Genomic DNA, 20,398 nt, shown 5'->3' on the forward strand with positions numbered 1-20,398 from the left:
CGGACCAAGCCGCACGTGAACGTCGGCACGATCGGTCACGTTGACCACGGCAAGACCACGCTGACGGCAGCGATCACGACGGTGCTGACCAAGAAGTTTGGCGGCGAAGCGAAGGCATACGACCAGATCGACGCGGCGCCGGAAGAAAAGGCACGTGGTATCACGATCAACACGGCACACGTCGAGTACGAAACGGCTAACCGCCACTACGCACACGTCGACTGCCCGGGCCACGCTGACTATGTGAAGAACATGATCACGGGCGCAGCGCAGATGGACGGCGCGATCCTGGTGTGCTCGGCAGCAGACGGCCCGATGCCGCAAACGCGTGAGCACATCCTGCTGGCGCGTCAGGTTGGCGTTCCGTACATCATCGTGTTCCTGAACAAGTGCGACATGGTGGACGACGCTGAGCTGCTGGAGCTCGTGGAGATGGAAGTTCGCGAACTTCTGTCGAAGTACGACTTCCCGGGCGACGACACGCCGATCATCAAGGGTTCGGCCAAGCTGGCGCTGGAAGGCGACACGGGCGAGCTGGGCGAAGTGGCGATCATGAACCTGGCCGACGCGCTGGACACGTACATCCCGACGCCGGAGCGCGCAGTTGACGGTGCGTTCCTGATGCCGGTGGAAGACGTGTTCTCGATCTCGGGTCGCGGCACGGTGGTGACGGGTCGCGTTGAGCGCGGCGTGGTGAAGGTCGGCGAAGAAATCGAAATCGTCGGTATCAAGCCGACGGTGAAGACGACGTGCACGGGCGTGGAAATGTTCCGCAAGCTGCTCGACCAGGGTCAGGCCGGCGACAACGTGGGTATCCTGCTGCGCGGCACGAAGCGTGAAGACGTGGAGCGTGGCCAGGTTCTGGCGAAGCCGGGTTCGATCAACCCGCACACGCATTTCACGGCAGAAGTGTACGTGCTGAGCAAGGACGAAGGCGGCCGCCACACGCCGTTCTTCAACAACTATCGTCCGCAGTTCTACTTCCGTACGACGGACGTGACGGGCTCGATCGAGTTGCCGAAGGACAAGGAAATGGTCATGCCGGGCGACAACGTGTCGATCACGGTGAAGCTGATCAACCCGATCGCGATGGAAGAAGGTCTGCGCTTCGCAATCCGCGAAGGCGGCCGTACGGTCGGCGCAGGTGTGGTTGCTAAGATTCTCGAGTAAAATCGAGGGTTGAACTTGCAGTAAGTGGTGCCCGGAGCCGGGCGCCAACCCACAGTGGGTGCCCGGCTCTACGTTCTTTTACTATCTGGCGGCGCAATACCGCCTCGCTCTTTCCAAGGAATTGTCATGCAGAACCAGAAAATCCGCATTCGCCTGAAGGCTTTCGACTATCGCCTGATCGATCAATCGGCAGCTGAAATCGTCGACACGGCAAAGCGGACTGGCGCAATCGTTCGTGGTCCGGTGCCCCTGCCGACCCGCATTCAACGTTTCGACATCCTGCGTTCGCCGCACGTCAACAAGACGTCGCGCGATCAGCTCGAAATCCGTACGCACCAACGTCTGATGGACATCGTCGACCCGACGGACAAGACCGTTGACGCACTGATGAAGCTGGACCTGCCGGCTGGCGTGGACGTGGAAATCAAGCTCCAATAAGGCTCCCAGCGGTTGTCTGGCATGCCAGACAACGCTAAGTCATTGATTGCTTGCAGAAAACGAAAAGCCTCGCTATAATAGTGGGCTTTTCGCGCATTTGCGCAAAAAAGTCGGTGTCCAGCAGCGTGATTTCGCGCCTGAAACGGCACCGGCATTTTGTAAATTAGCCCCGACCAATCGCAGTCGGGAATGGAGAAAACGATGAGCCTTGGACTCGTAGGTCGCAAGGTTGGCATGACCCGTATCTTCACGGCAGAAGGGGATTCGATTCCCGTTACCGTGCTGGACGTGTCCGACAACCGCGTGACGCAGATCAAGACTGTTGAAACCGACGGCTATACCGCCGTGCAGGTTGCATTCGGTACGCGCCGTGCATCGCGTGTGACGAAGCCGTTGGCCGGTCATCTCGCCAAAGCCGGTGTTCAAGCCGGTGAAATCCTCAAAGAATTCCAGATCGATGCTGCCAAGGCTGCCGAGTTGTCGAACGGCACCGTGGTCGGTCCCGACCTGTTCGAAGTAGGCCAGAAGGTCGACGTGCAAGGCGTGTCGATCGGTAAGGGCTACGCCGGTACTATCAAGCGTTACAACTTCGCATCCGGCCGTGCATCGCACGGTAACTCGCGCTCGCACAACGTGCCGGGTTCGATCGGTATGGCGCAGGATCCGGGTCGTGTTTTCCCGGGTAAGCGCATGACCGGTCACATGGGTGACGATACGGTAACCGTGCAAAACCTCGAAATCGCTCGTATCGACGCTGACCGCAAGCTGTTGCTGGTCAAGGGCGCCGTTCCGGGTGCGAAGGGTGGCAAGGTATTCGTTACGCCGGCCGTGAAGACGCGTGCCGTGAAAGGAGCGAAATAATGGAACTTAAGCTCCTGAATGCCAATGGTCAGGAAGGTGCAGGCGTTAGCGCGTCGGACGTAGTGTTCGGTCGCGATTACAACGAAGCCCTGATTCACCAGGTCGTGGTGGCGTATCAAGCGAATGCCCGTAGCGGTAACCGCGCGCAGAAGGACCGTGAGCAAGTCAAGCACACGACCAAGAAGCCGTGGCGCCAGAAGGGTACGGGCCGCGCCCGTGCCGGTATGTCGTCGAGCCCGTTGTGGCGCGGCGGTGGCCGGATCTTCCCGAATTCGCCGGAAGAAAACTTTTCGCACAAGGTCAACAAGAAGATGCATCGCGCAGGTCTCTGCTCGATCTTCTCGCAGCTGGCCCGCGAAGGCCGCATCTCGGTGGTCGACGAGCTGACGCTCGAAGCGCCGAAGACGAAGCTGCTGGCCGAAAAATTCAAGGCGATGGGTCTCGACTCCGTGCTGGTGATTACCGACACGGTTGACGAAAACCTGTACCTCGCGTCGCGCAACCTCGCCCATGTGGCAGTTGTCGAGCCGCGTTACGCCGACCCGCTGTCGCTGATCTACTTCAAGAAGATCCTGATCACGAAGGCTGCGGTCGCCCAGATCGAGGAGTTGCTGTCATGAGCGAGATTCGCAAGAACGATCATCGTTTGATGCAGGTCCTGCTCGCGCCGGTGATCTCCGAAAAGGCGACGCTGGTGGCCGACAAGAACGAGCAAGTTGTGTTCGAAGTCGCGCCCGATGCCACGAAGCAGGAAGTGAAAGCTGCAGTCGAGCTGCTGTTCAAGGTGGAAGTCAATTCCGTCAACGTGCTGGTCTCGAAGGGCAAAGCCAAGCGCTTTGGCCGCTTCATGGGCAAGCGCAAGGACGTGAAGAAGGCGTACGTCTGCCTGAAGCCCGGCCAGGAAATCAACTTTGAAGCGGAGGCCAAGTAATCATGGCAATCGTTAAAGTTAAGCCGACTTCGCCGGGTCGCCGTGCGATGGTCAAAGTGGTCAACAAGGATCTGCATAAGGGCAAGCCGTTCGCACCGCTGCTCGATTCGCAATCCACGACCGCCGGCCGTAACAACAACGGCCACATCACCACGCGCCATAAGGGTGGTGGTCATAAGCATCACTACCGTGTCGTTGATTTCCGTCGCAACAAGGACGGCATTCCGGCAAAGGTCGAGCGTCTTGAGTACGATCCGAACCGTAGCGCGAACATCGCGCTGGTTCTGTACGCAGACGGCGAGCGCAAGTACATCATCGCTCCGAAGGGTTTGACGGTTGGTCAGCAACTGATGTCGGGTTCGGAAGCTCCGATCCGCTCGGGTAACACGCTGCCGATCCGCAATATCCCGGTCGGTACGACGATTCACTGCATCGAAATGTTGCCGGGCAAGGGCGCGCAAATGGCGCGTTCGGCTGGCACGTCGGCGATGTTGCTGGCTCGTGAAGGCATCTACGCACAGGTCCGCCTGCGCTCGGGTGAAATCCGCCGCGTTCACGTTGAATGCCGCGCGACGATTGGTGAAGTTGGCAACGAAGAGCATAGCCTCCGTCAAATCGGTAAGGCTGGCGCGAATCGCTGGCGCGGTATCCGCCCGACGGTGCGTGGCGTTGCAATGAACCCGGTCGATCACCCGCACGGCGGTGGTGAAGGCAAGACGGCTGCAGGTCGCGATCCGGTGAGCCCGTGGGGCACGCCTGCTAAGGGTTATCGCACCCGCAGCAACAAGCGCACGACGAGCATGATCGTCCAGCGCCGTCACAAGCGTTAAGGAGTAGGCAATGGCACGTTCTGTAAAAAAAGGTCCGTTCTGCGACGCCCATTTGCTGAAGAAAGTTGAGTCGGCAGCCGCTGCGCGTGACAAGAAGCCGATCAAAACTTGGTCGCGTCGTTCGACGATTCTGCCGGATTTCATCGGTTTGACGATTGCTGTGCACAACGGCCGTCAACACGTTCCGGTGTACATCTCGGAAAACATGGTCGGCCACAAGCTTGGCGAGTTTGCATTGACCCGGACGTTCAAGGGTCACGCAGCCGACAAGAAGGCTAAGAAATAAGGGGCTCATGATGGAAGTGAAAGCAATTCATCGCGGTGCCCGCATCTCGGCGCAGAAAACGCGCCTTGTGGCTGACCAGATCCGCGGTTTGCCGGTCGACAAGGCGCTGAACGTTCTGACGTTCTCGCCGAAGAAGGCTGCGGGAATCGTGAAAAAGGTCGTCCTGTCGGCGATCGCGAATGCGGAGCATAACGAAGGCGCCGATATCGACGAGCTCAAGGTAACGAGCATCATGGTCGACAAGGCTGCATCGCTCAAGCGTTTCACTGCGCGCGCTAAAGGCCGCGGTAACCGCATCGAGAAGCAATCCTGTCACATCACTGTGACGGTCGGGAATTAAGGGGTCATACGATGGGACAGAAAATTCATCCGACTGGCTTCCGTTTGGCCGTCAGCCGCAATTGGGCGTCGCGTTGGTACGCGAACAACAACAATTTCGCGGCGATGTTGCAGGAAGACATCGGTGTTCGTGAATACCTGAAGAAGAAGCTGAAAAACGCTTCGGTTGGTCGCGTCGTTATCGAGCGTCCGGCGAAAAACGCGCGCATCACGATTTATAGCTCGCGTCCGGGTGTCGTCATCGGTAAGAAGGGCGAGGATATCGAACTGTTGAAGTCGGAATTGCAACGCCGCATGGGCGTTCCGGTCCACGTCAACATCGAAGAAATCCGCAAGCCGGAAACCGATGCGCAACTGATCGCGGATTCGATCACGCAACAACTCGAGCGCCGGATTATGTTCCGCCGCGCGATGAAGCGTGCGATGCAAAACGCAATGCGTCTGGGTGCTCAAGGCATCAAGATCATGAGCGCTGGCCGCCTGAACGGTATCGAAATCGCTCGTACGGAATGGTATCGCGAAGGTCGCGTGCCCCTTCATACGCTGCGTGCTGATATCGACTACGCAACTTCGGAAGCGAAGACGACGTACGGCATCATTGGCGTGAAGGTGTGGGTCTACAAGGGCGATACGCTCGGCCGCAATGACGCACCGGTGGTTGAAGAAGTCGCCGAAGAAAAGCGTCCGCGCCGCAACGCACGTCCGGGTGGCGATCGCCGTCCGCGTCGTGATGGTGAGGGTGGTGGCCCGGCAGGTGCACGCCGTGGCGCTCCTCGTCGTGCTGGCGGTGCCGGCGGCGACGGGAAGACTGGAGAATAACGATGCTGCAACCGAAACGCAGAAAGTATCGCAAAGAGCAGAAGGGTCGTAACACCGGTATCGCTACCCGCGGCAACGCGGTGTCGTTCGGTGAATTCGGCCTGAAGGCTATCGGTCGTGGTCGCTTGACCGCGCGCCAGATTGAAGCGGCACGTCGTGCAATGACGCGTCACATCAAGCGTGGTGGCCGCATCTGGATCCGCATCTTCCCGGACAAGCCGATCTCGCACAAGCCGGCTGAAGTACGTATGGGTAACGGTAAAGGTAACCCTGAGTACTACGTCGCAGAGATTCAACCGGGCAAGATGCTGTACGAAATGGACGGCGTAACCGAAGAACTGGCACGCGAAGCGTTCCGTCTGGCTGCAGCTAAGCTGCCGCTTAAGACGACGTTTATCGTGCGTCAGCTCGGCGCCTAAGGAGCAAATGATGAAGGCTTCCGAACTTCACCAGAAAGATCAGGCCGCGCTCAACAAGGAGCTGTCGGACCTGTTGAAGGCGCAATTCGGCCTGCGCATGCAACTCGCGACCCAGCAGCTCACGAACACGAGCCAGCTGAAGAAGGTTCGTCGCGACATCGCACGTGTGCGGACCGTCCTGACTGAGAAGGCGAACCAGAAATGAACGATAGCGTAAAAACCTCGCTCAAGCGGACGCTGGTCGGCAAGGTCGTCAGCAACAAGATGGACAAGACGGTCACCGTGCTGGTTGAGCACCGCGTGAAGCACCCGATCTACGGCAAGTACGTTGTGCGTTCGAAGAAGTACCACGCGCACGACGATGCGAACACGTACAACGAGGGTGACCTCGTTGAAATCCAGGAAACGCGTCCGATTTCGAAGACGAAAGCTTGGGTTGTGGCTCGCCTGGTCGAGGCTGCTCGCGTCATCTGACGCCGCAAAGTTGTAGAAGTAATTGAAATCGCAGTAAGTTTCGCTTGCAAGACCGGGATTATATGATATGATCTCGGTCTTCCCTCTTTTATGGGAGCCCCGTCGCGGGCGAAGTTGGTGGGGGAAGCGGTTCGGGCGCCAGTCTGTACCGAAGGATTCACCGGATTGCGATGGCGGGTTTCGTTTGCCGTCGCTGCTGTTCATACCCAAGCAGCCGATTGGCTGACGGGACCAAGACTGACCGGGTACGCCATGGTGGTGTGACCGGATTAAGTTGGGAAAGATAAACCATGATCCAGACCGAAACTCGGCTTGAAGTGGCCGACAACACCGGTGCGCGTGAAGTCATGTGCATCAAGGTTCTCGGCGGCTCGAAGCGTCGTTATGCCAGCATTGGCGACATCATCAAGGTGACCGTCAAAGAAGCAACGCCGCGCGGGCGCGTGAAGAAAGGCGAAATTTACAACGCCGTGGTGGTTCGCACCGCCAAGGGCGTGCGCCGTCAGGACGGCTCGCTGATCAAGTTCGACGGCAATGCTGCAGTGCTGTTGAATGCCAAGCTCGAACCTATTGGCACCCGTATTTTCGGGCCTGTTACGCGCGAGTTGCGCAGCGAACGATTCATGAAGATCGTTTCGTTGGCACCTGAAGTGCTGTAAGGAGTCGCGATGAACAAGATTCGCAAAGGTGACGAAGTTATCGTCATCACCGGCAAAGACAAAGGCAAGCGCGGCGTCGTGCTGTCCGTTGGCGAAGGCAAAGTGATTGTCGAGGGTATCAACCTCGTCAAGAAGCACGTCAAGCCGAACCCGATGAAGGGTACGACGGGCGGTGTGGAAGCCAAGACGATGCCGCTGCAAATTTCGAACGTCGCATTGGTCGACGCGAATGGCAAGGCGTCGCGTGTAGGCATCAAGGTCGAAGGAGACAAGAAAGTCCGTTTCCTTAAGACGACCGGTGCTGAGCTGAGCGCCTGACGCTGCGGAGTAAAAAAATGGCTCGTTTGCAAGAGTTTTACAAAGAGAAGGTTGTACCCGGCCTCATCGAGAAGTTCGGTTACAAGTCCGTGATGGAAGTGCCGCGCATCACCAAGATCACCCTGAACATGGGCCTTGGCGAAGCGGTTGCTGACAAGAAGATCATCGAGAACGCCGTTGGCGACCTGACGAAGATCGCAGGCCAGAAGCCGGTGATCACGAAGGCACGCAAGGCAATCGCTGGCTTCAAGATCCGTCAGGGCTATCCGATCGGTGCCATGGTCACGTTGCGTGGTCAGGCAATGTACGAATTTCTGGACCGTTTCGTGACGGTTGCGCTCCCGCGTGTGCGCGACTTCCGTGGCGTGTCGGGTCGTGCGTTCGATGGTCGCGGCAACTACAACATCGGTGTGAAAGAGCAGATCATTTTCCCCGAAATCGACTACGACAAGATCGACGCACTGCGTGGGCTGAACATCAGCATCACGACAACTGCGAAGACCGACGACGAAGCAAAGGCTCTGCTCGCCAGCTTCAAGTTCCCGTTCAGAAACTGAGGTTACCGTGGCTAAACTGGCACTGATCGAACGTGAAAAGAAGCGTGCTCGCCTGGCCGCTAAGTACGCTCCCAAGCGTGCTGAGCTGAAAGCGATCATCGGCGATATGAGCAAGTCGGACGAAGAGCATTACGCAGCACGTCTGGAACTGCAACAACTGCCGCGCAACTCTAACCCGACCCGCAAGCGCAATCGTTGCGCAATTACCGGTCGCCCGCGTGGCACGTTCCGTAAATTCGGGCTGGCGCGTAACAAGATTCGCGAAATCGCGTTCCGCGGCGAGATCCCTGGCCTGACCAAGGCGAGCTGGTAATAGGAGAAACGTAAATGAGCATGAGTGATCCTATCGCCGATATGCTGACTCGCATCCGCAATGCGCAGATGGTTGAGAAAGTTTCGGTGACAATGCCCTCGTCGAAAGTCAAGGTTGCGATTGCGCAGGTCCTGAAGGACGAAGGCTATATCGATGATTTCGCAGTGAAGTCCGAAGGTGCGAAGTCTGAATTGAACATCGTGTTGAAGTACTACGCTGGCCGTCCGGTGATCGAGCGCATTGAACGCGTTTCGAAGCCTGGTCTGCGTGTGTACCGCGGCCGTAACGACATCCCCGTGGTCATGAATGGCCTCGGCGTGGCAATCGTGTCGACGCCGAAGGGCGTGATGACGGACCGCAAGGCGCGCGCTACGGGCGTTGGCGGCGAAGTCATCTGCTACGTCGCTTAAGGCCGAAAGGAGAGAAACATGTCTCGAGTAGGTAAAAGCCCGATCGCGCTGCAAGGCGCAGAAGTGGCCCTGAGCGACGAACGCATTACCGTCAAGGGCCCGCTGGGTACGATTTCGCAGGCTGCAAACAGCCTGGTGAAGGTGGTGAACGACAACGGTACGCTGAAGTTCGAGCCGGTGGACGAAAGCCGCGAAGCGAATGCGATGTCGGGCACGATGCGCGCACTGGTTGCGAACATGGTGAACGGCGTGACGAAGGGTTTCGAGCGCAAGCTGACGCTGGTTGGCGTCGGTTACCGCGCACAGGCGCAAGGCGACAAGCTGAACCTGTCGCTGGGTTTCTCGCACCCCGTGGTGCACCAGATGCCGGAAGGCGTCAAGGCTGAAACCCCGACGCAAACCGAAATCGTGATCAAGGGGATCAATAAGCAACAAGTTGGCCAGGTCGCTGCAGAAGTGCGCGGCTATCGCCCGCCGGAGCCCTATAAGGGCAAGGGTGTGCGTTACGCCAATGAGGTTGTGATCCTCAAAGAAACGAAGAAGAAGTAAGGGTGCGCAATCATGGATAAGACTCAATCTCGCCTGCGCCGCGCTCGTCAGACGCGTATCAAGATCGCTGAGCTGCAGGTCGCGCGTCTCGCCGTGCATCGCACGAACACGCACATCTATGCGCAAGTGTTCTCGCCGTGCGGCACTAAGGTGCTCGCCAGCGCGTCGACGCTCGAAGCCGAAGTGCGTGCGCAACTGGCTGATCAGACTGGCAAGGGCGGCAACGTCGCTGCTGCGACCCTGATCGGTAAGCGCATTGCAGAAAAGGCTAAGGCTGCCGGCATCGAATCCGTCGCCTTCGACCGTTCGGGTTTCCGTTACCACGGCCGCGTGAAAGCGCTGGCTGATGCGGCGCGCGAAGCCGGACTCAAGTTCTAAGGGAAGAATTCGTCATGGCAAAGATGCAAGCGAAAGTTCAGGCTGACGAACGCGACGACGGCCTGCGCGAAAAGATGATTTCGGTCAACCGTGTGACCAAGGTTGTGAAGGGCGGCCGGATTCTCGGTTTTGCCGCACTGACCGTGGTTGGCGACGGTGATGGCCGCGTCGGTATGGGCAAGGGCAAGGCGAAGGAAGTGCCGGTCGCTGTTCAGAAGGCGATGGAACAGGCTCGCCGCAACATGTTCAAGGTGCCGCTTAAGAACGGTACCCTGCAACACGAAGTGCACGGTAAGCACGGCGCATCGATGGTCCTCCTGGCTCCGGCCAAGGACGGTACCGGTGTGATCGCTGGCGGCCCGATGCGCGCAGTGTTCGACGTGATGGGCGTGCAGAACGTTGTGGCCAAGAGCCACGGTTCGACGAACCCGTACAACCTCGTTCGTGCAACGCTCGACGGTCTGCGCAAGCAGTCGACGCCGGGTGATATCGCGGCGAAGCGCGGCAAGTCCGTCGAAGATATTCTGGGCTAAGGTGGACACCATGTCTGATAAAACTGTCAAGGTCCAGCTCGTCAAGAGCCTGATCGGCACCCGTGAAACGCACCGTGCAACGGTGCGTGGCCTGGGTCTGCGCCGACTCAATTCGGTTAGCGAGTTGCAGGACACGCCGGCTGTGCGCGGCATGATCAACAAGGTTTCGTACCTCGTTAAGGTCATCGGCTAAGCGGCTGACCAGGACTCAAGGAGTTGATAATGGAATTGAATAACCTGAAGCCGGCTGAAGGCTCGAAGCACGCTAAGCGTCGCGTCGGCCGTGGTATCGGCTCCGGTCTGGGCAAGACTGCTGGCCGTGGTCACAAGGGTCAGAAGTCGCGTTCGGGCGGCTTTCACAAGGTTGGCTTCGAAGGCGGTCAAATGCCGCTGCAACGTCGCCTGCCGAAGCGTGGCTTCACCTCGCTGACGAAGGAATTCGTCGGTGAAGTGCGTCTCTCGGATCTGGAAAAGCTGCCGGTCGACGAAATCGATCTGTTGGCTCTGAAGCAAGCCGGCCTGCTCGGCGAGCTGATCACGAGCGCCAAGATCATCGCGACGGGCGAGCTTAAGCGCAAGATCGTTGTGAAGGGTCTGGGTGCGACGAAGGGTGCGCGCGCTGCTATTGAAGCAGCCGGCGGCTCTTTTGCCGAGTAACGCGCAAGTTATTTGCCGTCACTAGCATTTGCATCGGAGAAGGTACTTGGCTAACAGTCCGAGTCTCGCAAAACCCGGTCGCAGCGCGGCGAAGTTTGGCGATCTGCGTCGGCGTGCAGTGTTCCTGCTGCTGGCGTTGATCGTCTACCGTATCGGCGCGCACATTCCGGTGCCGGGTATTGACCCGGACCAACTGGCAAAGTTGTTCCAAAGCCAGTCGGGCGGCATCCTTGGCATGTTCAACATGTTCTCGGGTGGTGCACTTTCGCGGTTCACGATTTTTGCGCTGGGGATCATGCCGTACATTTCGGCGTCGATCATCATGCAGTTGCTGGCGATTGTCTCGCCGCAGCTGGAAGCGCTGAAAAAGGAAGGGCAGGCTGGACAACGGAAGATTACGCAGTACACGCGTGTCTTTACGGTTCTGCTGGCGACGTTCCAGGCGTTCGGCATCGCCGTCGCGCTGGAAAATCAGCCGGGCCTGGTGATCGATCCGGGGATGGTGTTTCGGTTGACGACGGTCGTGACGCTGGTGACCGGCACGATGTTCCTGATGTGGCTGGGTGAGCAGATCACGGAACGTGGGCTCGGTAACGGTATCTCGATCATCATTTTCGGCGGTATTGCGGCCGGCTTCCCGAACGCAATCGGTGGTCTTTTCGAACTGGTGCGAACCGGCTCGATGAGCATCATCTCGGCGATTATCGTGGTCGCGCTGATTGCTGCAGTGACGTATCTGGTTGTGTTCATCGAACGTGGCCAGCGCAAGATTCTTGTGAACTACGCCAAGCGGCAAGTCGGTAACAAGATTTACGGCGGCCAGTCTTCGCATCTGCCGCTGAAGTTGAATATGTCGGGTGTGATTCCGCCGATCTTTGCATCGTCGATCATTCTCTTCCCGGCAACCATCCTGAACTGGTTTAGTTCGGGGTCGCGTACCAGCTGGTTCGCAGACACGTTGCACAATGTGGCCGAAGCTCTCAAGCCCGGTCAACCCGTGTACGTGTTGCTGTACGCGTTGGCGATCGTTTTCTTCTGCTTCTTCTACACCGCACTGGTGTTCAACAGCAGGGAAACGGCCGACAACCTGAAAAAGAGTGGCGCTTTCGTCCCGGGCATCCGTCCGGGCGATCAAACCGCGCGATATATCGACCGTATCCTGACGCGTCTGACGCTGGCTGGTGCGATCTACATCGTGTTTGTTTGTCTGCTGCCTGAATTTTTGGTACTGCGCTGGAACGTGCCGTTTTATTTTGGTGGAACGTCGCTGCTGATCATTGTCGTCGTCACAATGGATTTCATGGCGCAGGTGCAGTCGTACGTTATGTCGCAACAGTATGAATCGCTGCTGAAGAAAGCTAACTTCAAAGGCGGCGGCGTCCCGATGCGTTGAAAGGACTTATGGCCAAAGACGATGTTATCCAGATGCAGGGTGAAGTCATCGAAAACCTGCCTAACGCTACCTTTAGGGTGAAGCTGGAAAACGGCCATGTCGTATTGGGACACATATCCGGCAAGATGAGGATGCATTACATCCGAATCCTGCCGGGCGACAAGGTGACGGTTGAATTGACGCCTTACGATCTGTCGCGTGCGCGGATCGTGTTCCGGGCGAAGTGATTTGAAAAAAGGGTAATATCATGAAAGTGATGGCATCGGTTAAGCGCATTTGCCGCAATTGCAAGATCATCAAGCGCAAAGGCGTTGTGCGCGTGATTTGCAGCTCTGATCCGCGCCACAAACAGCGTCAAGGCTGAACGCCGCGCTTTTTGCTGCGCTTTTTGTTTGAGGAAAAACAATGGCTCGTATCGCAGGGGTTAACATCCCGAATCACCAGCATACCGAAATCGGCCTGACGGCAATTTACGGTATCGGCCGCACGCGCTCGCGCGACATTTGCGTCGCTGCTGGTGTGGCATTTTCGAAGAAGGTCAAGGACCTGAACGACGCAGACCTCGAAAAGCTGCGTGAAGAAGTCGGCAAGTTCATCGTTGAAGGCGATCTTCGCCGTGAAACGACGATGAACATCAAGCGCCTGATGGATCTCGGCTGCTATCGTGGCGTGCGTCATCGTAAGGGCTTGCCCCTGCGTGGCCAACGCACGCGTACGAATGCCCGTACGCGCAAGGGTCCGCGTCGTGCAGCGCAATCGCTGAAGAAGTAAGCGGAACTGACAGTTACAGGAAAACGTAATGGCTAAGGCTTCGAACAACTCCGCGGCGCAACGCGTTCGCAAGAAGGTCAAGAAGAACGTCGCCGAGGGCGTGGTTCACGTTCACGCGTCGTTCAACAACACCATCATCACGATCACCGATCGTCAAGGCAATGCACTTGCCTGGGCAACGTCGGGTGGTCAGGGCTTCAAGGGTTCGCGTAAATCGACCCCGTTTGCAGCCCAGGTGGCAGCCGAATCGGCTGGCCGCGTGGCGATGGAATACGGCGTGAAGAACCTCGAAGTGCGGATCAAGGGCCCTGGCCCTGGCCGTGAGTCCGCGGTGCGCGCGTTGCATGGTCTTGGCATCAAGATCACCGCGATCTCCGACGTGACGCCGGTACCGCACAACGGCTGCCGTCCGCCGAAGCGTCGTCGTATCTAAGACGCTTGTTTCGCTAGCGCCTGTTGCCGCCGGGTTATGTGCCGGCGACGACGGGCTGCTTGCGTTATTGAATTGACTAAGCCCACCGTTCGACCCAAAGGGTTCGGACTAGCGTGAACGAGAGTTCGCGTGATTAATCATAGAAGGAATCAACGTGGCACGTTATATCGGCCCTAAGGCCAAGCTGTCCCGCCGTGAAGGCACTGACCTCTTCCTGAAGAGCGCCCGTCGTTCGCTCGCTGACAAGTGCAAACTTGACAGCAAGCCTGGCCAACATGGCCGCACGTCGGGTGCACGTACGTCCGACTACGGTACGCAGCTGCGCGAAAAGCAAAAAGTGAAGCGCATCTATGGTGTTCTCGAGCGCCAGTTCCGCCGTTACTTCGCTGAAGCCGACCGCCTGAAGGGCAACACGGGTGAAAACCTGCTGCAATTGCTCGAATCGCGTCTCGACAACGTCGTGTATCGCATGGGCTTCGGCTCGACGCGCGCTGAAGCGCGTCAGCTCGTGAGCCACAAGGCGATCACGGTGAATGGCGTTGTGTCGAACATCCCGTCGATGCAAGTGAAGGCAGGCGACGTCGTCGCAGTGCGCGAACAAAAGAAGAAGCAGGCGCGTATTCTCGAAGCGCTGTCGCTGGCTGAGCAAGGCGGTCTGCCGAGCTGGGTCGCTGTCGATTCGAAGAAGTTCGAAGGCACGTTCAAGAGCAAGCCGGAACGCAGCGACATCGCTGGCGATATCAACGAAAGCCTGATCGTCGAATTGTATTCGCGGTAATCGGATTAACGGCCGGGGCACCCCGATTGCGATACGCAAGGGGGCGTCTCGGCTGTTTATTTTCAGGTTGTTACCGGTCAGCCTTATCGGTGTAACGAGCCGAGGGTATTGAAAAGGAAAACCTATGCAAACCAGTTTGTTGAAGCCCAAGATCATCGCAGTTGAATCGCTTGGCGAAAGCCACGCGAAAGTGGTCATGGAACCGTTTGAACGCGGTTATGGCCACACCTTGGGTAACGCGCTTCGGCGCGTGCTGTTGTCGTCGATGGTGGGCTACGCGCCGACCGAAGTGACGATCGCAGGCGTCGTACATGAGTATTCGACGCTCGACGGTGTGCAAGAGGACGTGGTCAACCTGTTGTTGAACCTGAAGGGCGTGGTGTTCAAGCTGCATAACCGTGACGAAGTGACGGTTACGCTGCGCAAGGAAGGCGAAGGCGTTGTCACCGCTGGCGACATCGAACTCGCGCACGATTGCGAAGTGATCAATCCGGATCACGTGATTGCGCATCTGTCGAAGGGCGGCAAGCTCGACGTGCAGATCAAGGTCGAAAAGGGCCGTGGTTATGTGCCGGGCAATGTGCGTCGTTACGGCGAAGAATCGGCCAAGATCATCGGCCGTATCGTGCTCGACGCGTCGTTCTCGCCGGTTCGCCGCGTGAGCTACGCCGTTGAAAGCGCACGCGTCGAACAGCGTACCGACCTCGACAAGCTCGTGATGAACATCGAAACCAACGGTGTGATCTCGCCGGAAGAAGCGATCCGTCAATCGGCGCGTATTCTGGTTGATCAACTGTCGGTGTTCGCTGCACTGGAAGGCACCGAAGCAACGGCTGAAGCGCCGTCGCGTGCGCCGCAGATCGATCCGATCCTGCTGCGTCCGGTTGATGATCTCGAACTGACGGTTCGTTCCGCGAACTGCCTGAAGGCCGAGAACATTTACTACATCGGCGACCTGATCCAGCGCACGGAAAACGAGTTGCTCAAGACCCCGAATCTGGGTCGCAAGTCGTTGAACGAAATCAAGGAAGTATTGGCGTCGCGTGGTTTGACGCTCGGCATGAAGCTCGAAAACTGGCCGCCGGCAGGTTTGGACAAGTAAGTCGAGAAGTAATCCCGGGACAGAACCCGTCGCTGCACTGGCAAAGACGCGGATTTTCCTTTAAAATCCGCGTCTTGTCTTTTTTCACTACCGGCCCGTGCCCTCGCAAACCTTCCGGTTTCGCCGAGCGCGATAGAAGAGCTGGACCAAAACTTTGAATCAAAGGAATTAACATGCGTCACCGTCATGGTCTGCGGAAACTGAACCGCACGAGCAGCCACCGTCTGGCAATGCTCCGTAACATGTCCAACTCGTTGATCGAGCACGAAGTCATCAAGACGACGCTGCCGAAGGCGAAAGAACTCCGTAAAGTCGTCGAGCCGCTGATCACGCTCGGCAAGAAGCCGTCGCTGGCAAATCGTCGTCTGGCGTTCAACCGCCTGCGCGATCGTGACTCGGTCACGAAGCTGTTCGAAGTCCTCGGCCCGCGTTACGCTACCCGTCCGGGCGGCTACCTGCGCGTTCTGAAGTTCGGTTTCCGCGTCGGCGACAACGCACCGATGGCGCTGGTCGAATTGCTGGACCGTCCGGAAGTCGAAGAAGTTGAAGTGCAAGAAGCTGAGTAAGCTTTTTAGCATCGAGAAAAGCCAGGCACCAAGCCTGGCTTTTTTGTTTTTTGCGGCGAATTCCACGGTGGCTTGTCGGTTGCGGCGGCCAAATGCCGCATGCTGGCAGGAGCAGCGTCTGCGGCATCGCAAGGCTAGGTGATAGGATATCGGCACTTGAACCGTGCCTGTCCGGAGCCTTTGTGAGCGTGAATGTAACCTTGATTCTGACAACGGTACCGGATGCCACTGTTGCTCAGAAGCTCGCTGCTGATGCATTGGCCGCGCGGCTATGTGCGTGCGTCACGCAGTTGGGGACGGTGCAGTCCAGTTACCATTGGCAGGGCACGATCGAAGCGTCGCAGGAGATTCAGTTACTGTTCAAGACGAGCAACGCACGCGCGCTGGAACTCGAGCAGTACATTCAGGCGCACCATCCCTACGACACGCCGGAAATCCTCTCGTGGCAAGCTACAGCTTCTGCCGCGTATGGGCAGTGGCTCACAGCTGAAACCCAACGTCCTCTCCATGTTTAACGGTTCTACCCAAGTTGCGCGCAATGCGCTGCGCACGTTCATTTTTCTGCTTGGCTGTCTGGTTGCGGCGCAGTTCGGCACGCTTGCCCGTGCTGCGGACGACTTCCTCGATCCCGCCGTCGCCTTCAAATTCAGCGCGACCGAGAAGCCCGGCGAAGTCGACGTCACCTACAAGATCGCGGACGGGTACTACATGTACCGCGAACGTTTCTCCTTCGCGACCCGCAACGGTGTTACGACGATTGGCGAGCCGCAATTGCCGGCTGGCCACGTCAAGTTCGATCAGACCTTCAACAAGAACGTCGAAACCTACCGAAATGAACTGACGATCCGTATCCCGGTGAAGCAGGCGGCAGGGCCATTTGATCTCGCTGTTACGTCTCAGGGCTGTGCCGATGCCGGCATCTGCTACCCGCCGATGGAGCGCGTGTATCACGTGAGCGGTGAGGCGCTGCAGCCGGCCGGCAGCAACGCGGCAGCGGCCGCCACGCAGCAATCCGCAGCTGGCGCGTCGTGGTATGAGCGCGCCACCAGCGCCGACTATGCGCAATCGCTACTGCAAGGCGGCGGTTTCTTCGCCATCATCGGGCTCTATTTCGTGGCTGGCGTCGTGCTTAGTCTGCTGCCGTGCTCGTATCCGATGATTCCGATCCTGTCCGCGATCATCATCGGCGAAGGCGCGCGAGTGACGCGTGCCCGTGGTTTTGCGTTGTCGCTGGCATACGTGATCGGCATGGCGCTCGTGTACACGGCGCTTGGCATTGCTGCGGCGTTGGTTGGGCAGAGCCTCGGCGCGTGGCTACAGAACCCGTGGGTGCTCGGTACCTTCGGGGTATTGCTGACGGCTTTTGCGTTGACCCTGATCGCGGGCTTCGACATCGCGTTGCCGCAGCGCTGGCAGGACGGCGTCTCGCGAGCATCGAGCGGGCGTTCCGGCGGCAAGTTTGCCGCAGTGGCCGTCATGGGCGCGCTGTCCGCGCTAGTGGTCGGCGCCTGCATGACCGCGCCGCTATTTGCGGTGCTGGCGTTTATCGCGCATACGGGCGACGCATTGCTCGGCGGTGCGGCGCTGTTCTCGATGGGACTCGGACTCGGCGTGCCGCTCCTGATCATCGGCCTCGGCGCCGGCACATTGCTGCCGCGCGCCGGCGCATGGATGAATGGCGTCAAAGTGTTTTTCGGCGTGGTGCTGCTTGCCGCTGCTCTGTGGATCGTCTGGCCAGTGCTCGGTGCGTCCGCGGCAATGCTGCTAAGCGCGCTGTGGTTGTTGATTGCTGCCGCCGGACTCGGTCTTTTCTCAACCCAGGCAGCGGGCGTTAGCATCTGGCGCCGGCTTGGCCGAGGTATCGGCGCGGCGCTCGCAATCTGGGCTGCGGTGTTGCTGGTTGGTCTCGCTGCAGGCTCGTCCGATCCGCTGCGTCCACTAGCTGTGCTGGCCGCGCGTGGCGGTGGCGAGGGCAAGGTGTCAGGCGGCTCCAATGCGTCGAATAGCGCCTCACAGGACAATCTGACGTTCGCATCAGTGCGTTCCTCGGCCGAGCTGGACGAGGCCGTCAAAACGGCTGCGCAGCCCGCTATGCTCGATTTTTACGCAGACTGGTGCGTGAGTTGCAAGGAGATGGAGAAGTTTACGTTTAGCGATCCACGCGTCCAGGCGAAGTTGAAGCAGATGAACCTGCTGCGTGCCGACGTCACCGCGAATAACGCCGACGATCAGATGCTGCTCAAGCGTTTCAGCCTGTTTGGGCCGCCGGGCATCATCTTCTTCGATCAGGGCGGCAAGGAAGTGTTGCGCGTCGTCGGATACGAGTCCGCTGACAAGTTCTTGCGCAGCCTCGATCGTGTGAGTGCGCCCGGCGCCTAGGCGGCGCGGTTTGCCCGTGCGGGCCTGCATAAAAAACGGAGGCGTGACTGAAAAGTCCGCCTCCGTTTCTTTTTAAGCATTCAGACTGGCGCCGCCCAGCGGGGCGGCATACCGGATCAGATCACTTCTGCGCGCGCAAAATCCGCGCGGCATCCAGCGCGAAATAGGTCAGCACGCCATCCGCGCCGGCCCGCTTGAATGCCAGCAGCGATTCCATCATCGCTTTGTCGTGATCGAGCCAGCCGTTCTGCGCGGCGGCTTTCAACATCGCGTATTCGCCGCTGACCTGATACACGTAAGTCGGGAACTTGAACTCGTCCTTCACCCGCCGCACGATGTCCAGATACGGCATGCCCGGCTTGACCATCACCATGTCCGCGCCTTCCTCGATGTCCGCTTGCACTTCGCGCAGCGCTTCATTCGAATTGGCCGGGTCGATCTGGTAGGTCATCTTGTTGCCCTTGCCGAGGTTCGTCGCGGAACCGACGGCATCACGGAACGGGCCGTAAAACGCCGACGCGAACTTGGCCGCGTAAGCCATGATCCTCGTGTGGATATAGCCTTCGCTCTCGAGCATTTCGCGGATCGCGCCGATGCGGCCGTCCATCATGTCGGAGGGCGCGACGATATCGACGCCCGCTTCAGCTTGCGCGCGGGCCTGGTCCACGAGGATCTCGACGGTTTCGTCGTTGATCACATAACCGGCTTCGTCGAGCACGCCGTCCTGGCCGTGGCTCGTGTACGGATCAAGCGCGACGTCGGTCAGCACGCCCAGCTCGGGGAAATTCTTTTTCAGTTCGCGGACCGCGCGCGGGATCAAGCCGGCGGGATTAGTCGCTTCGCGGCCATCGGGCGTCTTCAAGGAAGGCTCGATAGCCGGGAAGAGCGACAGCACCGGCACGCCCAACTCGACGCATTGCTCGGCCACGCCCATCAGCAGATCCACCGACACACGCTCGACGCCCGGCATCGACGGCACGGCTTGCCGTACGTTGGTGCCTTCGACGACAAACACGGGATAGATCAGGTCGTTCGTGGTGAGGATGTTTTCTCGCATCAGACGGCGCGAGAAGTCGTCACGGCGCATGCGGCGCGGACGGTAGTGCGGGTAGAAGCTCATAAACGAATCGAAGAAACGTGGATGTGTGGAGTGGACAAGTAGCGCCTGCCTCCGCTCCCGGAAACTTTTCGAGACAATGGTATATCATACCGATCGAGCAAGGCGCCCTGCGCTGACCTCCCCGCTTCTCCTCCCTGAGCGGGTGCCTGTCGTTTTTTCGATTAGGCTGTTTGACCCGCCGTTAAAGCGGCGGGTTTTTTTATGGGCGGCCGGAAAGGCGCTTTTTCGCTGGCGGAACACGCCTCGCGGTTACTGCGGCGCGTCGGCTTCGCCTTTTGCGTTGGGGATCAGCCAGCTTTCGATCAGTTCGTGCGCTTCGTCGATGCCGACGCGTTTAAGCGCAGAGAAGAGCTGCGCAGTCAATTCGCCCTGGTAACCGGCGGTACGATATTCGGCCAAACCTTTCTGCGTCGCGCGCAAAGCGTTGACGCTTTCCTGGCGCGTCAATTTGTCGCACTTGGTCAGTAGCGTGTGGATCGGCTTGCCGGTTGGCGCGAACCACTCAATCATGCGCCGGTCCAGATCCGTCAACGGGCGGCGCGAATCCATCATCAGGATCATGCCGCGCAGTTGCGAACGCGATTGCAGGTAGGTGGAGAGCAGCGCTTCCCAGTGCGCCTTGGCGGCGCCCGGCACTTCCGCATAACCGTAACCCGGCAGGTCGACCAGGTGCGCGGTCGGCTCGTCGGCCTTGCCCACCGAGAAATAATTGATGTGCTGCGTGCGGCCAGGTGTCTTACTGGCGAAGGCGAGGCGCTTCTGATTGCACAGAATGTTGATGGCCGTGGACTTGCCCGCATTCGAGCGGCCCGCAAAGCAGATCTCGGGCTGCGCAGTGGCCGGCAGATCACGTAAGTGATTGACGGTCGTGAAAAAGCGGGATTGGTGGAGCAGGAAGGACATGATCAGGCCAGG

General features: G+C 58.7%; 34 protein-coding genes. 32 read left to right on the forward strand and 2 right to left on the reverse strand.

The genetic code is table 11. From position 1 onward, the window contains the following. From tuf to dsbD, 32 genes are all read left to right on the forward strand, one after another. Positions 1-1,170: elongation factor Tu (tuf, locus tag BCY88_RS16275; protein WP_007750620.1), on the forward strand; the 1,170-nt coding region annotated here is incomplete at its 5' end. 126 nt (positions 1,171-1,296) lie between these two features. Then, on the forward strand, positions 1,297-1,608 hold the full coding sequence (gene rpsJ / locus BCY88_RS16280) for a 30S ribosomal protein S10 (protein WP_006998489.1): 312 nt from the start codon (positions 1,297-1,299) through the stop codon (positions 1,606-1,608). Positions 1,609-1,809: 201 nt separating this feature from the next. Further along, entirely contained in the window at positions 1,810-2,469 is a 660-nt protein-coding gene (rplC, locus tag BCY88_RS16285; protein ID WP_007180137.1) for a 50S ribosomal protein L3, read from the forward strand. Further along, positions 2,469-3,089 (forward strand): 50S ribosomal protein L4, encoded by a 621-nt coding sequence (rplD, locus tag BCY88_RS16290; RefSeq protein ID WP_007180136.1) that lies wholly within the window; start codon positions 2,469-2,471, stop codon positions 3,087-3,089. The genes rplC and rplD overlap by 1 nt, the downstream gene beginning before the upstream one ends. Next, positions 3,086-3,400 (forward strand): 50S ribosomal protein L23, encoded by a 315-nt coding sequence (rplW, locus tag BCY88_RS16295; protein ID WP_007180135.1) that lies wholly within the window; start codon positions 3,086-3,088, stop codon positions 3,398-3,400. Before rplD ends, rplW begins: the two co-directional genes overlap by 4 nt. A gap of 2 nt (positions 3,401-3,402) precedes the next feature. Beyond that, positions 3,403-4,230 (forward strand): 50S ribosomal protein L2, encoded by an 828-nt coding sequence (gene rplB, locus BCY88_RS16300; protein WP_074281988.1) that lies wholly within the window; start codon positions 3,403-3,405, stop codon positions 4,228-4,230. 10 nt (positions 4,231-4,240) lie between these two features. Beyond that, entirely contained in the window at positions 4,241-4,516 is a 276-nt protein-coding gene (rpsS, locus tag BCY88_RS16305; RefSeq protein WP_054036552.1) for a 30S ribosomal protein S19, read from the forward strand. Positions 4,517-4,523: 7 nt separating this feature from the next. Then, a complete protein-coding gene (rplV, locus tag BCY88_RS16310) occupies positions 4,524-4,856 on the forward strand; it encodes a 50S ribosomal protein L22 (RefSeq protein WP_197070230.1) in 333 nt (110 codons plus the stop codon). 11 nt (positions 4,857-4,867) lie between these two features. Then, positions 4,868-5,674 carry a 30S ribosomal protein S3 gene (gene rpsC, locus BCY88_RS16315; RefSeq protein ID WP_020070582.1) on the forward strand — a complete coding sequence of 269 codons (807 nt, stop codon included), beginning with the start codon at positions 4,868-4,870 and terminating at the stop codon, positions 5,672-5,674. A gap of 2 nt (positions 5,675-5,676) precedes the next feature. Beyond that, positions 5,677-6,093 carry a 50S ribosomal protein L16 gene (rplP, locus tag BCY88_RS16320; protein WP_007180131.1) on the forward strand — a complete coding sequence of 139 codons (417 nt, stop codon included), beginning with the start codon at positions 5,677-5,679 and terminating at the stop codon, positions 6,091-6,093. 10 nt (positions 6,094-6,103) lie between these two features. Next, positions 6,104-6,298, forward strand: a complete 195-nt coding sequence (gene rpmC / locus BCY88_RS16325; RefSeq protein ID WP_007180130.1) for a 50S ribosomal protein L29 — start codon at positions 6,104-6,106, stop codon at positions 6,296-6,298. Next, on the forward strand, positions 6,295-6,567 hold the full coding sequence (gene rpsQ, locus BCY88_RS16330) for a 30S ribosomal protein S17 (protein ID WP_007180129.1): 273 nt from the start codon (positions 6,295-6,297) through the stop codon (positions 6,565-6,567). The genes rpmC and rpsQ overlap by 4 nt, the downstream gene beginning before the upstream one ends. Before the next feature lie 290 nt (positions 6,568-6,857). Further along, the gene (gene rplN / locus BCY88_RS16335; protein ID WP_006052212.1) at positions 6,858-7,226 is read left to right on the forward strand and encodes a 50S ribosomal protein L14; all 369 of its coding nucleotides are present in this window, start codon (positions 6,858-6,860) and stop codon (positions 7,224-7,226) included. 9 nt (positions 7,227-7,235) lie between these two features. Continuing rightward, positions 7,236-7,544 carry a 50S ribosomal protein L24 gene (rplX, locus tag BCY88_RS16340; RefSeq protein WP_006052213.1) on the forward strand — a complete coding sequence of 103 codons (309 nt, stop codon included), beginning with the start codon at positions 7,236-7,238 and terminating at the stop codon, positions 7,542-7,544. Positions 7,545-7,561: 17 nt separating this feature from the next. Continuing rightward, the gene (gene rplE, locus BCY88_RS16345; protein WP_006052214.1) at positions 7,562-8,101 is read left to right on the forward strand and encodes a 50S ribosomal protein L5; all 540 of its coding nucleotides are present in this window, start codon (positions 7,562-7,564) and stop codon (positions 8,099-8,101) included. 7 nt (positions 8,102-8,108) lie between these two features. Next, positions 8,109-8,414 (forward strand): 30S ribosomal protein S14, encoded by a 306-nt coding sequence (gene rpsN / locus BCY88_RS16350; RefSeq protein ID WP_006052215.1) that lies wholly within the window; start codon positions 8,109-8,111, stop codon positions 8,412-8,414. Positions 8,415-8,428: 14 nt separating this feature from the next. Continuing rightward, positions 8,429-8,824 (forward strand): 30S ribosomal protein S8, encoded by a 396-nt coding sequence (rpsH, locus tag BCY88_RS16355; protein ID WP_006052216.1) that lies wholly within the window; start codon positions 8,429-8,431, stop codon positions 8,822-8,824. An 18-nt stretch (positions 8,825-8,842) separates the two neighbouring features. Then, positions 8,843-9,373, forward strand: coding sequence for a 50S ribosomal protein L6 (gene rplF, locus BCY88_RS16360; RefSeq protein WP_028199570.1), 531 nt, complete (start codon positions 8,843-8,845; stop codon positions 9,371-9,373). A 12-nt stretch (positions 9,374-9,385) separates the two neighbouring features. Further along, positions 9,386-9,751 (forward strand): 50S ribosomal protein L18, encoded by a 366-nt coding sequence (gene rplR / locus BCY88_RS16365; RefSeq protein ID WP_006052218.1) that lies wholly within the window; start codon positions 9,386-9,388, stop codon positions 9,749-9,751. A gap of 14 nt (positions 9,752-9,765) precedes the next feature. Next, a complete protein-coding gene (rpsE, locus tag BCY88_RS16370) occupies positions 9,766-10,284 on the forward strand; it encodes a 30S ribosomal protein S5 (protein ID WP_006052219.1) in 519 nt (172 codons plus the stop codon). Between the two features lie 10 nt (positions 10,285-10,294). Further along, a complete protein-coding gene (gene rpmD / locus BCY88_RS16375) occupies positions 10,295-10,477 on the forward strand; it encodes a 50S ribosomal protein L30 (RefSeq protein WP_028199571.1) in 183 nt (60 codons plus the stop codon). A gap of 29 nt (positions 10,478-10,506) precedes the next feature. After that, positions 10,507-10,941 (forward strand): 50S ribosomal protein L15, encoded by a 435-nt coding sequence (gene rplO / locus BCY88_RS16380; protein WP_120345285.1) that lies wholly within the window; start codon positions 10,507-10,509, stop codon positions 10,939-10,941. Positions 10,942-10,987: 46 nt separating this feature from the next. Beyond that, on the forward strand, positions 10,988-12,334 hold the full coding sequence (secY, locus tag BCY88_RS16385) for a preprotein translocase subunit SecY (protein WP_028199573.1): 1,347 nt from the start codon (positions 10,988-10,990) through the stop codon (positions 12,332-12,334). 8 nt (positions 12,335-12,342) lie between these two features. Continuing rightward, positions 12,343-12,561 carry a translation initiation factor IF-1 gene (infA, locus tag BCY88_RS16390; RefSeq protein ID WP_004521905.1) on the forward strand — a complete coding sequence of 73 codons (219 nt, stop codon included), beginning with the start codon at positions 12,343-12,345 and terminating at the stop codon, positions 12,559-12,561. Between the two features lie 20 nt (positions 12,562-12,581). Continuing rightward, positions 12,582-12,698, forward strand: a complete 117-nt coding sequence (gene rpmJ, locus BCY88_RS16395; RefSeq protein WP_004199844.1) for a 50S ribosomal protein L36 — start codon at positions 12,582-12,584, stop codon at positions 12,696-12,698. Between the two features lie 41 nt (positions 12,699-12,739). After that, positions 12,740-13,105 carry a 30S ribosomal protein S13 gene (gene rpsM / locus BCY88_RS16400; RefSeq protein ID WP_006052223.1) on the forward strand — a complete coding sequence of 122 codons (366 nt, stop codon included), beginning with the start codon at positions 12,740-12,742 and terminating at the stop codon, positions 13,103-13,105. 28 nt (positions 13,106-13,133) lie between these two features. Beyond that, entirely contained in the window at positions 13,134-13,538 is a 405-nt protein-coding gene (rpsK, locus tag BCY88_RS16405; RefSeq protein ID WP_006052224.1) for a 30S ribosomal protein S11, read from the forward strand. A gap of 154 nt (positions 13,539-13,692) precedes the next feature. Continuing rightward, positions 13,693-14,316, forward strand: coding sequence for a 30S ribosomal protein S4 (rpsD, locus tag BCY88_RS16410; RefSeq protein WP_027800372.1), 624 nt, complete (start codon positions 13,693-13,695; stop codon positions 14,314-14,316). Between the two features lie 124 nt (positions 14,317-14,440). After that, on the forward strand, positions 14,441-15,418 hold the full coding sequence (locus BCY88_RS16415; RefSeq protein ID WP_028199575.1) for a DNA-directed RNA polymerase subunit alpha: 978 nt from the start codon (positions 14,441-14,443) through the stop codon (positions 15,416-15,418). Positions 15,419-15,591: 173 nt separating this feature from the next. Next, the gene (gene rplQ, locus BCY88_RS16420) at positions 15,592-15,984 is read left to right on the forward strand and encodes a 50S ribosomal protein L17 (RefSeq protein ID WP_006052227.1); all 393 of its coding nucleotides are present in this window, start codon (positions 15,592-15,594) and stop codon (positions 15,982-15,984) included. Between the two features lie 182 nt (positions 15,985-16,166). After that, entirely contained in the window at positions 16,167-16,499 is a 333-nt protein-coding gene (gene cutA / locus BCY88_RS16425; RefSeq protein WP_120345385.1) for a divalent-cation tolerance protein CutA, read from the forward strand. Beyond that, a complete protein-coding gene (gene dsbD, locus BCY88_RS16430; RefSeq protein WP_120345286.1) occupies positions 16,492-18,363 on the forward strand; it encodes a protein-disulfide reductase DsbD in 1,872 nt (623 codons plus the stop codon). The genes cutA and dsbD overlap by 8 nt, the downstream gene beginning before the upstream one ends. A gap of 121 nt (positions 18,364-18,484) precedes the next feature. Here the strand turns inward: dsbD and hemB are convergent, their stop codons facing one another. Both hemB and yihA read right to left on the reverse strand, forming a co-directional pair. Then, positions 18,485-19,483 carry a porphobilinogen synthase gene (hemB, locus tag BCY88_RS16435; RefSeq protein ID WP_120345287.1) on the reverse strand — a complete coding sequence of 333 codons (999 nt, stop codon included), beginning with the start codon at positions 19,481-19,483 and terminating at the stop codon, positions 18,485-18,487. A 249-nt stretch (positions 19,484-19,732) separates the two neighbouring features. Further along, a complete protein-coding gene (gene yihA, locus BCY88_RS16440; protein ID WP_120345288.1) occupies positions 19,733-20,386 on the reverse strand; it encodes a ribosome biogenesis GTP-binding protein YihA/YsxC in 654 nt (217 codons plus the stop codon). Positions 20,387-20,398 lie beyond the last annotated feature (12 nt).

Source organism: Paraburkholderia fungorum (assembly GCF_003610895.1).
In the GTDB taxonomy this organism is placed as follows: domain Bacteria; phylum Pseudomonadota; class Gammaproteobacteria; order Burkholderiales; family Burkholderiaceae; genus Paraburkholderia; species Paraburkholderia fungorum_B.

Excerpts from the sequence above, each read along its gene's own strand:
- rpmD (WP_028199571.1), top strand. The coding sequence starts at position 10,295 with ATGTCTGATAAAACTGTCAAGGTCCAGCTCGTCAAGAGCCTGATCGGC.
- rplR (WP_006052218.1), top strand. The coding sequence starts at position 9,386 with ATGGATAAGACTCAATCTCGCCTGCGCCGCGCTCGTCAGACGCGTATC.
- rpmC (WP_007180130.1), top strand. The coding sequence starts at position 6,104 with ATGAAGGCTTCCGAACTTCACCAGAAAGATCAGGCCGCGCTCAACAAG.
- BCY88_RS16415 (WP_028199575.1), top strand. The coding sequence starts at position 14,441 with ATGCAAACCAGTTTGTTGAAGCCCAAGATCATCGCAGTTGAATCGCTT.
- rplV (WP_197070230.1), top strand. The coding sequence starts at position 4,524 with ATGATGGAAGTGAAAGCAATTCATCGCGGTGCCCGCATCTCGGCGCAG.
- rplE (WP_006052214.1), top strand. The coding sequence starts at position 7,562 with ATGGCTCGTTTGCAAGAGTTTTACAAAGAGAAGGTTGTACCCGGCCTC.
- rpsS (WP_054036552.1), top strand. The coding sequence starts at position 4,241 with ATGGCACGTTCTGTAAAAAAAGGTCCGTTCTGCGACGCCCATTTGCTG.
- rplF (WP_028199570.1), top strand. The coding sequence starts at position 8,843 with ATGTCTCGAGTAGGTAAAAGCCCGATCGCGCTGCAAGGCGCAGAAGTG.
- rpsH (WP_006052216.1), top strand. The coding sequence starts at position 8,429 with ATGAGCATGAGTGATCCTATCGCCGATATGCTGACTCGCATCCGCAAT.
- infA (WP_004521905.1), top strand. The coding sequence starts at position 12,343 with ATGGCCAAAGACGATGTTATCCAGATGCAGGGTGAAGTCATCGAAAAC.
- rpsM (WP_006052223.1), top strand. The coding sequence starts at position 12,740 with ATGGCTCGTATCGCAGGGGTTAACATCCCGAATCACCAGCATACCGAA.
- hemB (WP_120345287.1), bottom strand. The coding sequence starts at position 19,483 with ATGAGCTTCTACCCGCACTACCGTCCGCGCCGCATGCGCCGTGACGAC.
- rplD (WP_007180136.1), top strand. The coding sequence starts at position 2,469 with ATGGAACTTAAGCTCCTGAATGCCAATGGTCAGGAAGGTGCAGGCGTT.
- rplC (WP_007180137.1), top strand. The coding sequence starts at position 1,810 with ATGAGCCTTGGACTCGTAGGTCGCAAGGTTGGCATGACCCGTATCTTC.
- rpsE (WP_006052219.1), top strand. The coding sequence starts at position 9,766 with ATGGCAAAGATGCAAGCGAAAGTTCAGGCTGACGAACGCGACGACGGC.
- dsbD (WP_120345286.1), top strand. The coding sequence starts at position 16,492 with ATGTTTAACGGTTCTACCCAAGTTGCGCGCAATGCGCTGCGCACGTTC.
- rplQ (WP_006052227.1), top strand. The coding sequence starts at position 15,592 with ATGCGTCACCGTCATGGTCTGCGGAAACTGAACCGCACGAGCAGCCAC.
- rplX (WP_006052213.1), top strand. The coding sequence starts at position 7,236 with ATGAACAAGATTCGCAAAGGTGACGAAGTTATCGTCATCACCGGCAAA.
- yihA (WP_120345288.1), bottom strand. The coding sequence starts at position 20,386 with ATGTCCTTCCTGCTCCACCAATCCCGCTTTTTCACGACCGTCAATCAC.
- rpsC (WP_020070582.1), top strand. The coding sequence starts at position 4,868 with ATGGGACAGAAAATTCATCCGACTGGCTTCCGTTTGGCCGTCAGCCGC.
- rplB (WP_074281988.1), top strand. The coding sequence starts at position 3,403 with ATGGCAATCGTTAAAGTTAAGCCGACTTCGCCGGGTCGCCGTGCGATG.
- rplN (WP_006052212.1), top strand. The coding sequence starts at position 6,858 with ATGATCCAGACCGAAACTCGGCTTGAAGTGGCCGACAACACCGGTGCG.
- rplO (WP_120345285.1), top strand. The coding sequence starts at position 10,507 with ATGGAATTGAATAACCTGAAGCCGGCTGAAGGCTCGAAGCACGCTAAG.
- rpsQ (WP_007180129.1), top strand. The coding sequence starts at position 6,295 with ATGAACGATAGCGTAAAAACCTCGCTCAAGCGGACGCTGGTCGGCAAG.
- rplW (WP_007180135.1), top strand. The coding sequence starts at position 3,086 with ATGAGCGAGATTCGCAAGAACGATCATCGTTTGATGCAGGTCCTGCTC.
- rplP (WP_007180131.1), top strand. The coding sequence starts at position 5,677 with ATGCTGCAACCGAAACGCAGAAAGTATCGCAAAGAGCAGAAGGGTCGT.
- rpsJ (WP_006998489.1), top strand. The coding sequence starts at position 1,297 with ATGCAGAACCAGAAAATCCGCATTCGCCTGAAGGCTTTCGACTATCGC.
- rpmJ (WP_004199844.1), top strand. The coding sequence starts at position 12,582 with ATGAAAGTGATGGCATCGGTTAAGCGCATTTGCCGCAATTGCAAGATC.
- rpsK (WP_006052224.1), top strand. The coding sequence starts at position 13,134 with ATGGCTAAGGCTTCGAACAACTCCGCGGCGCAACGCGTTCGCAAGAAG.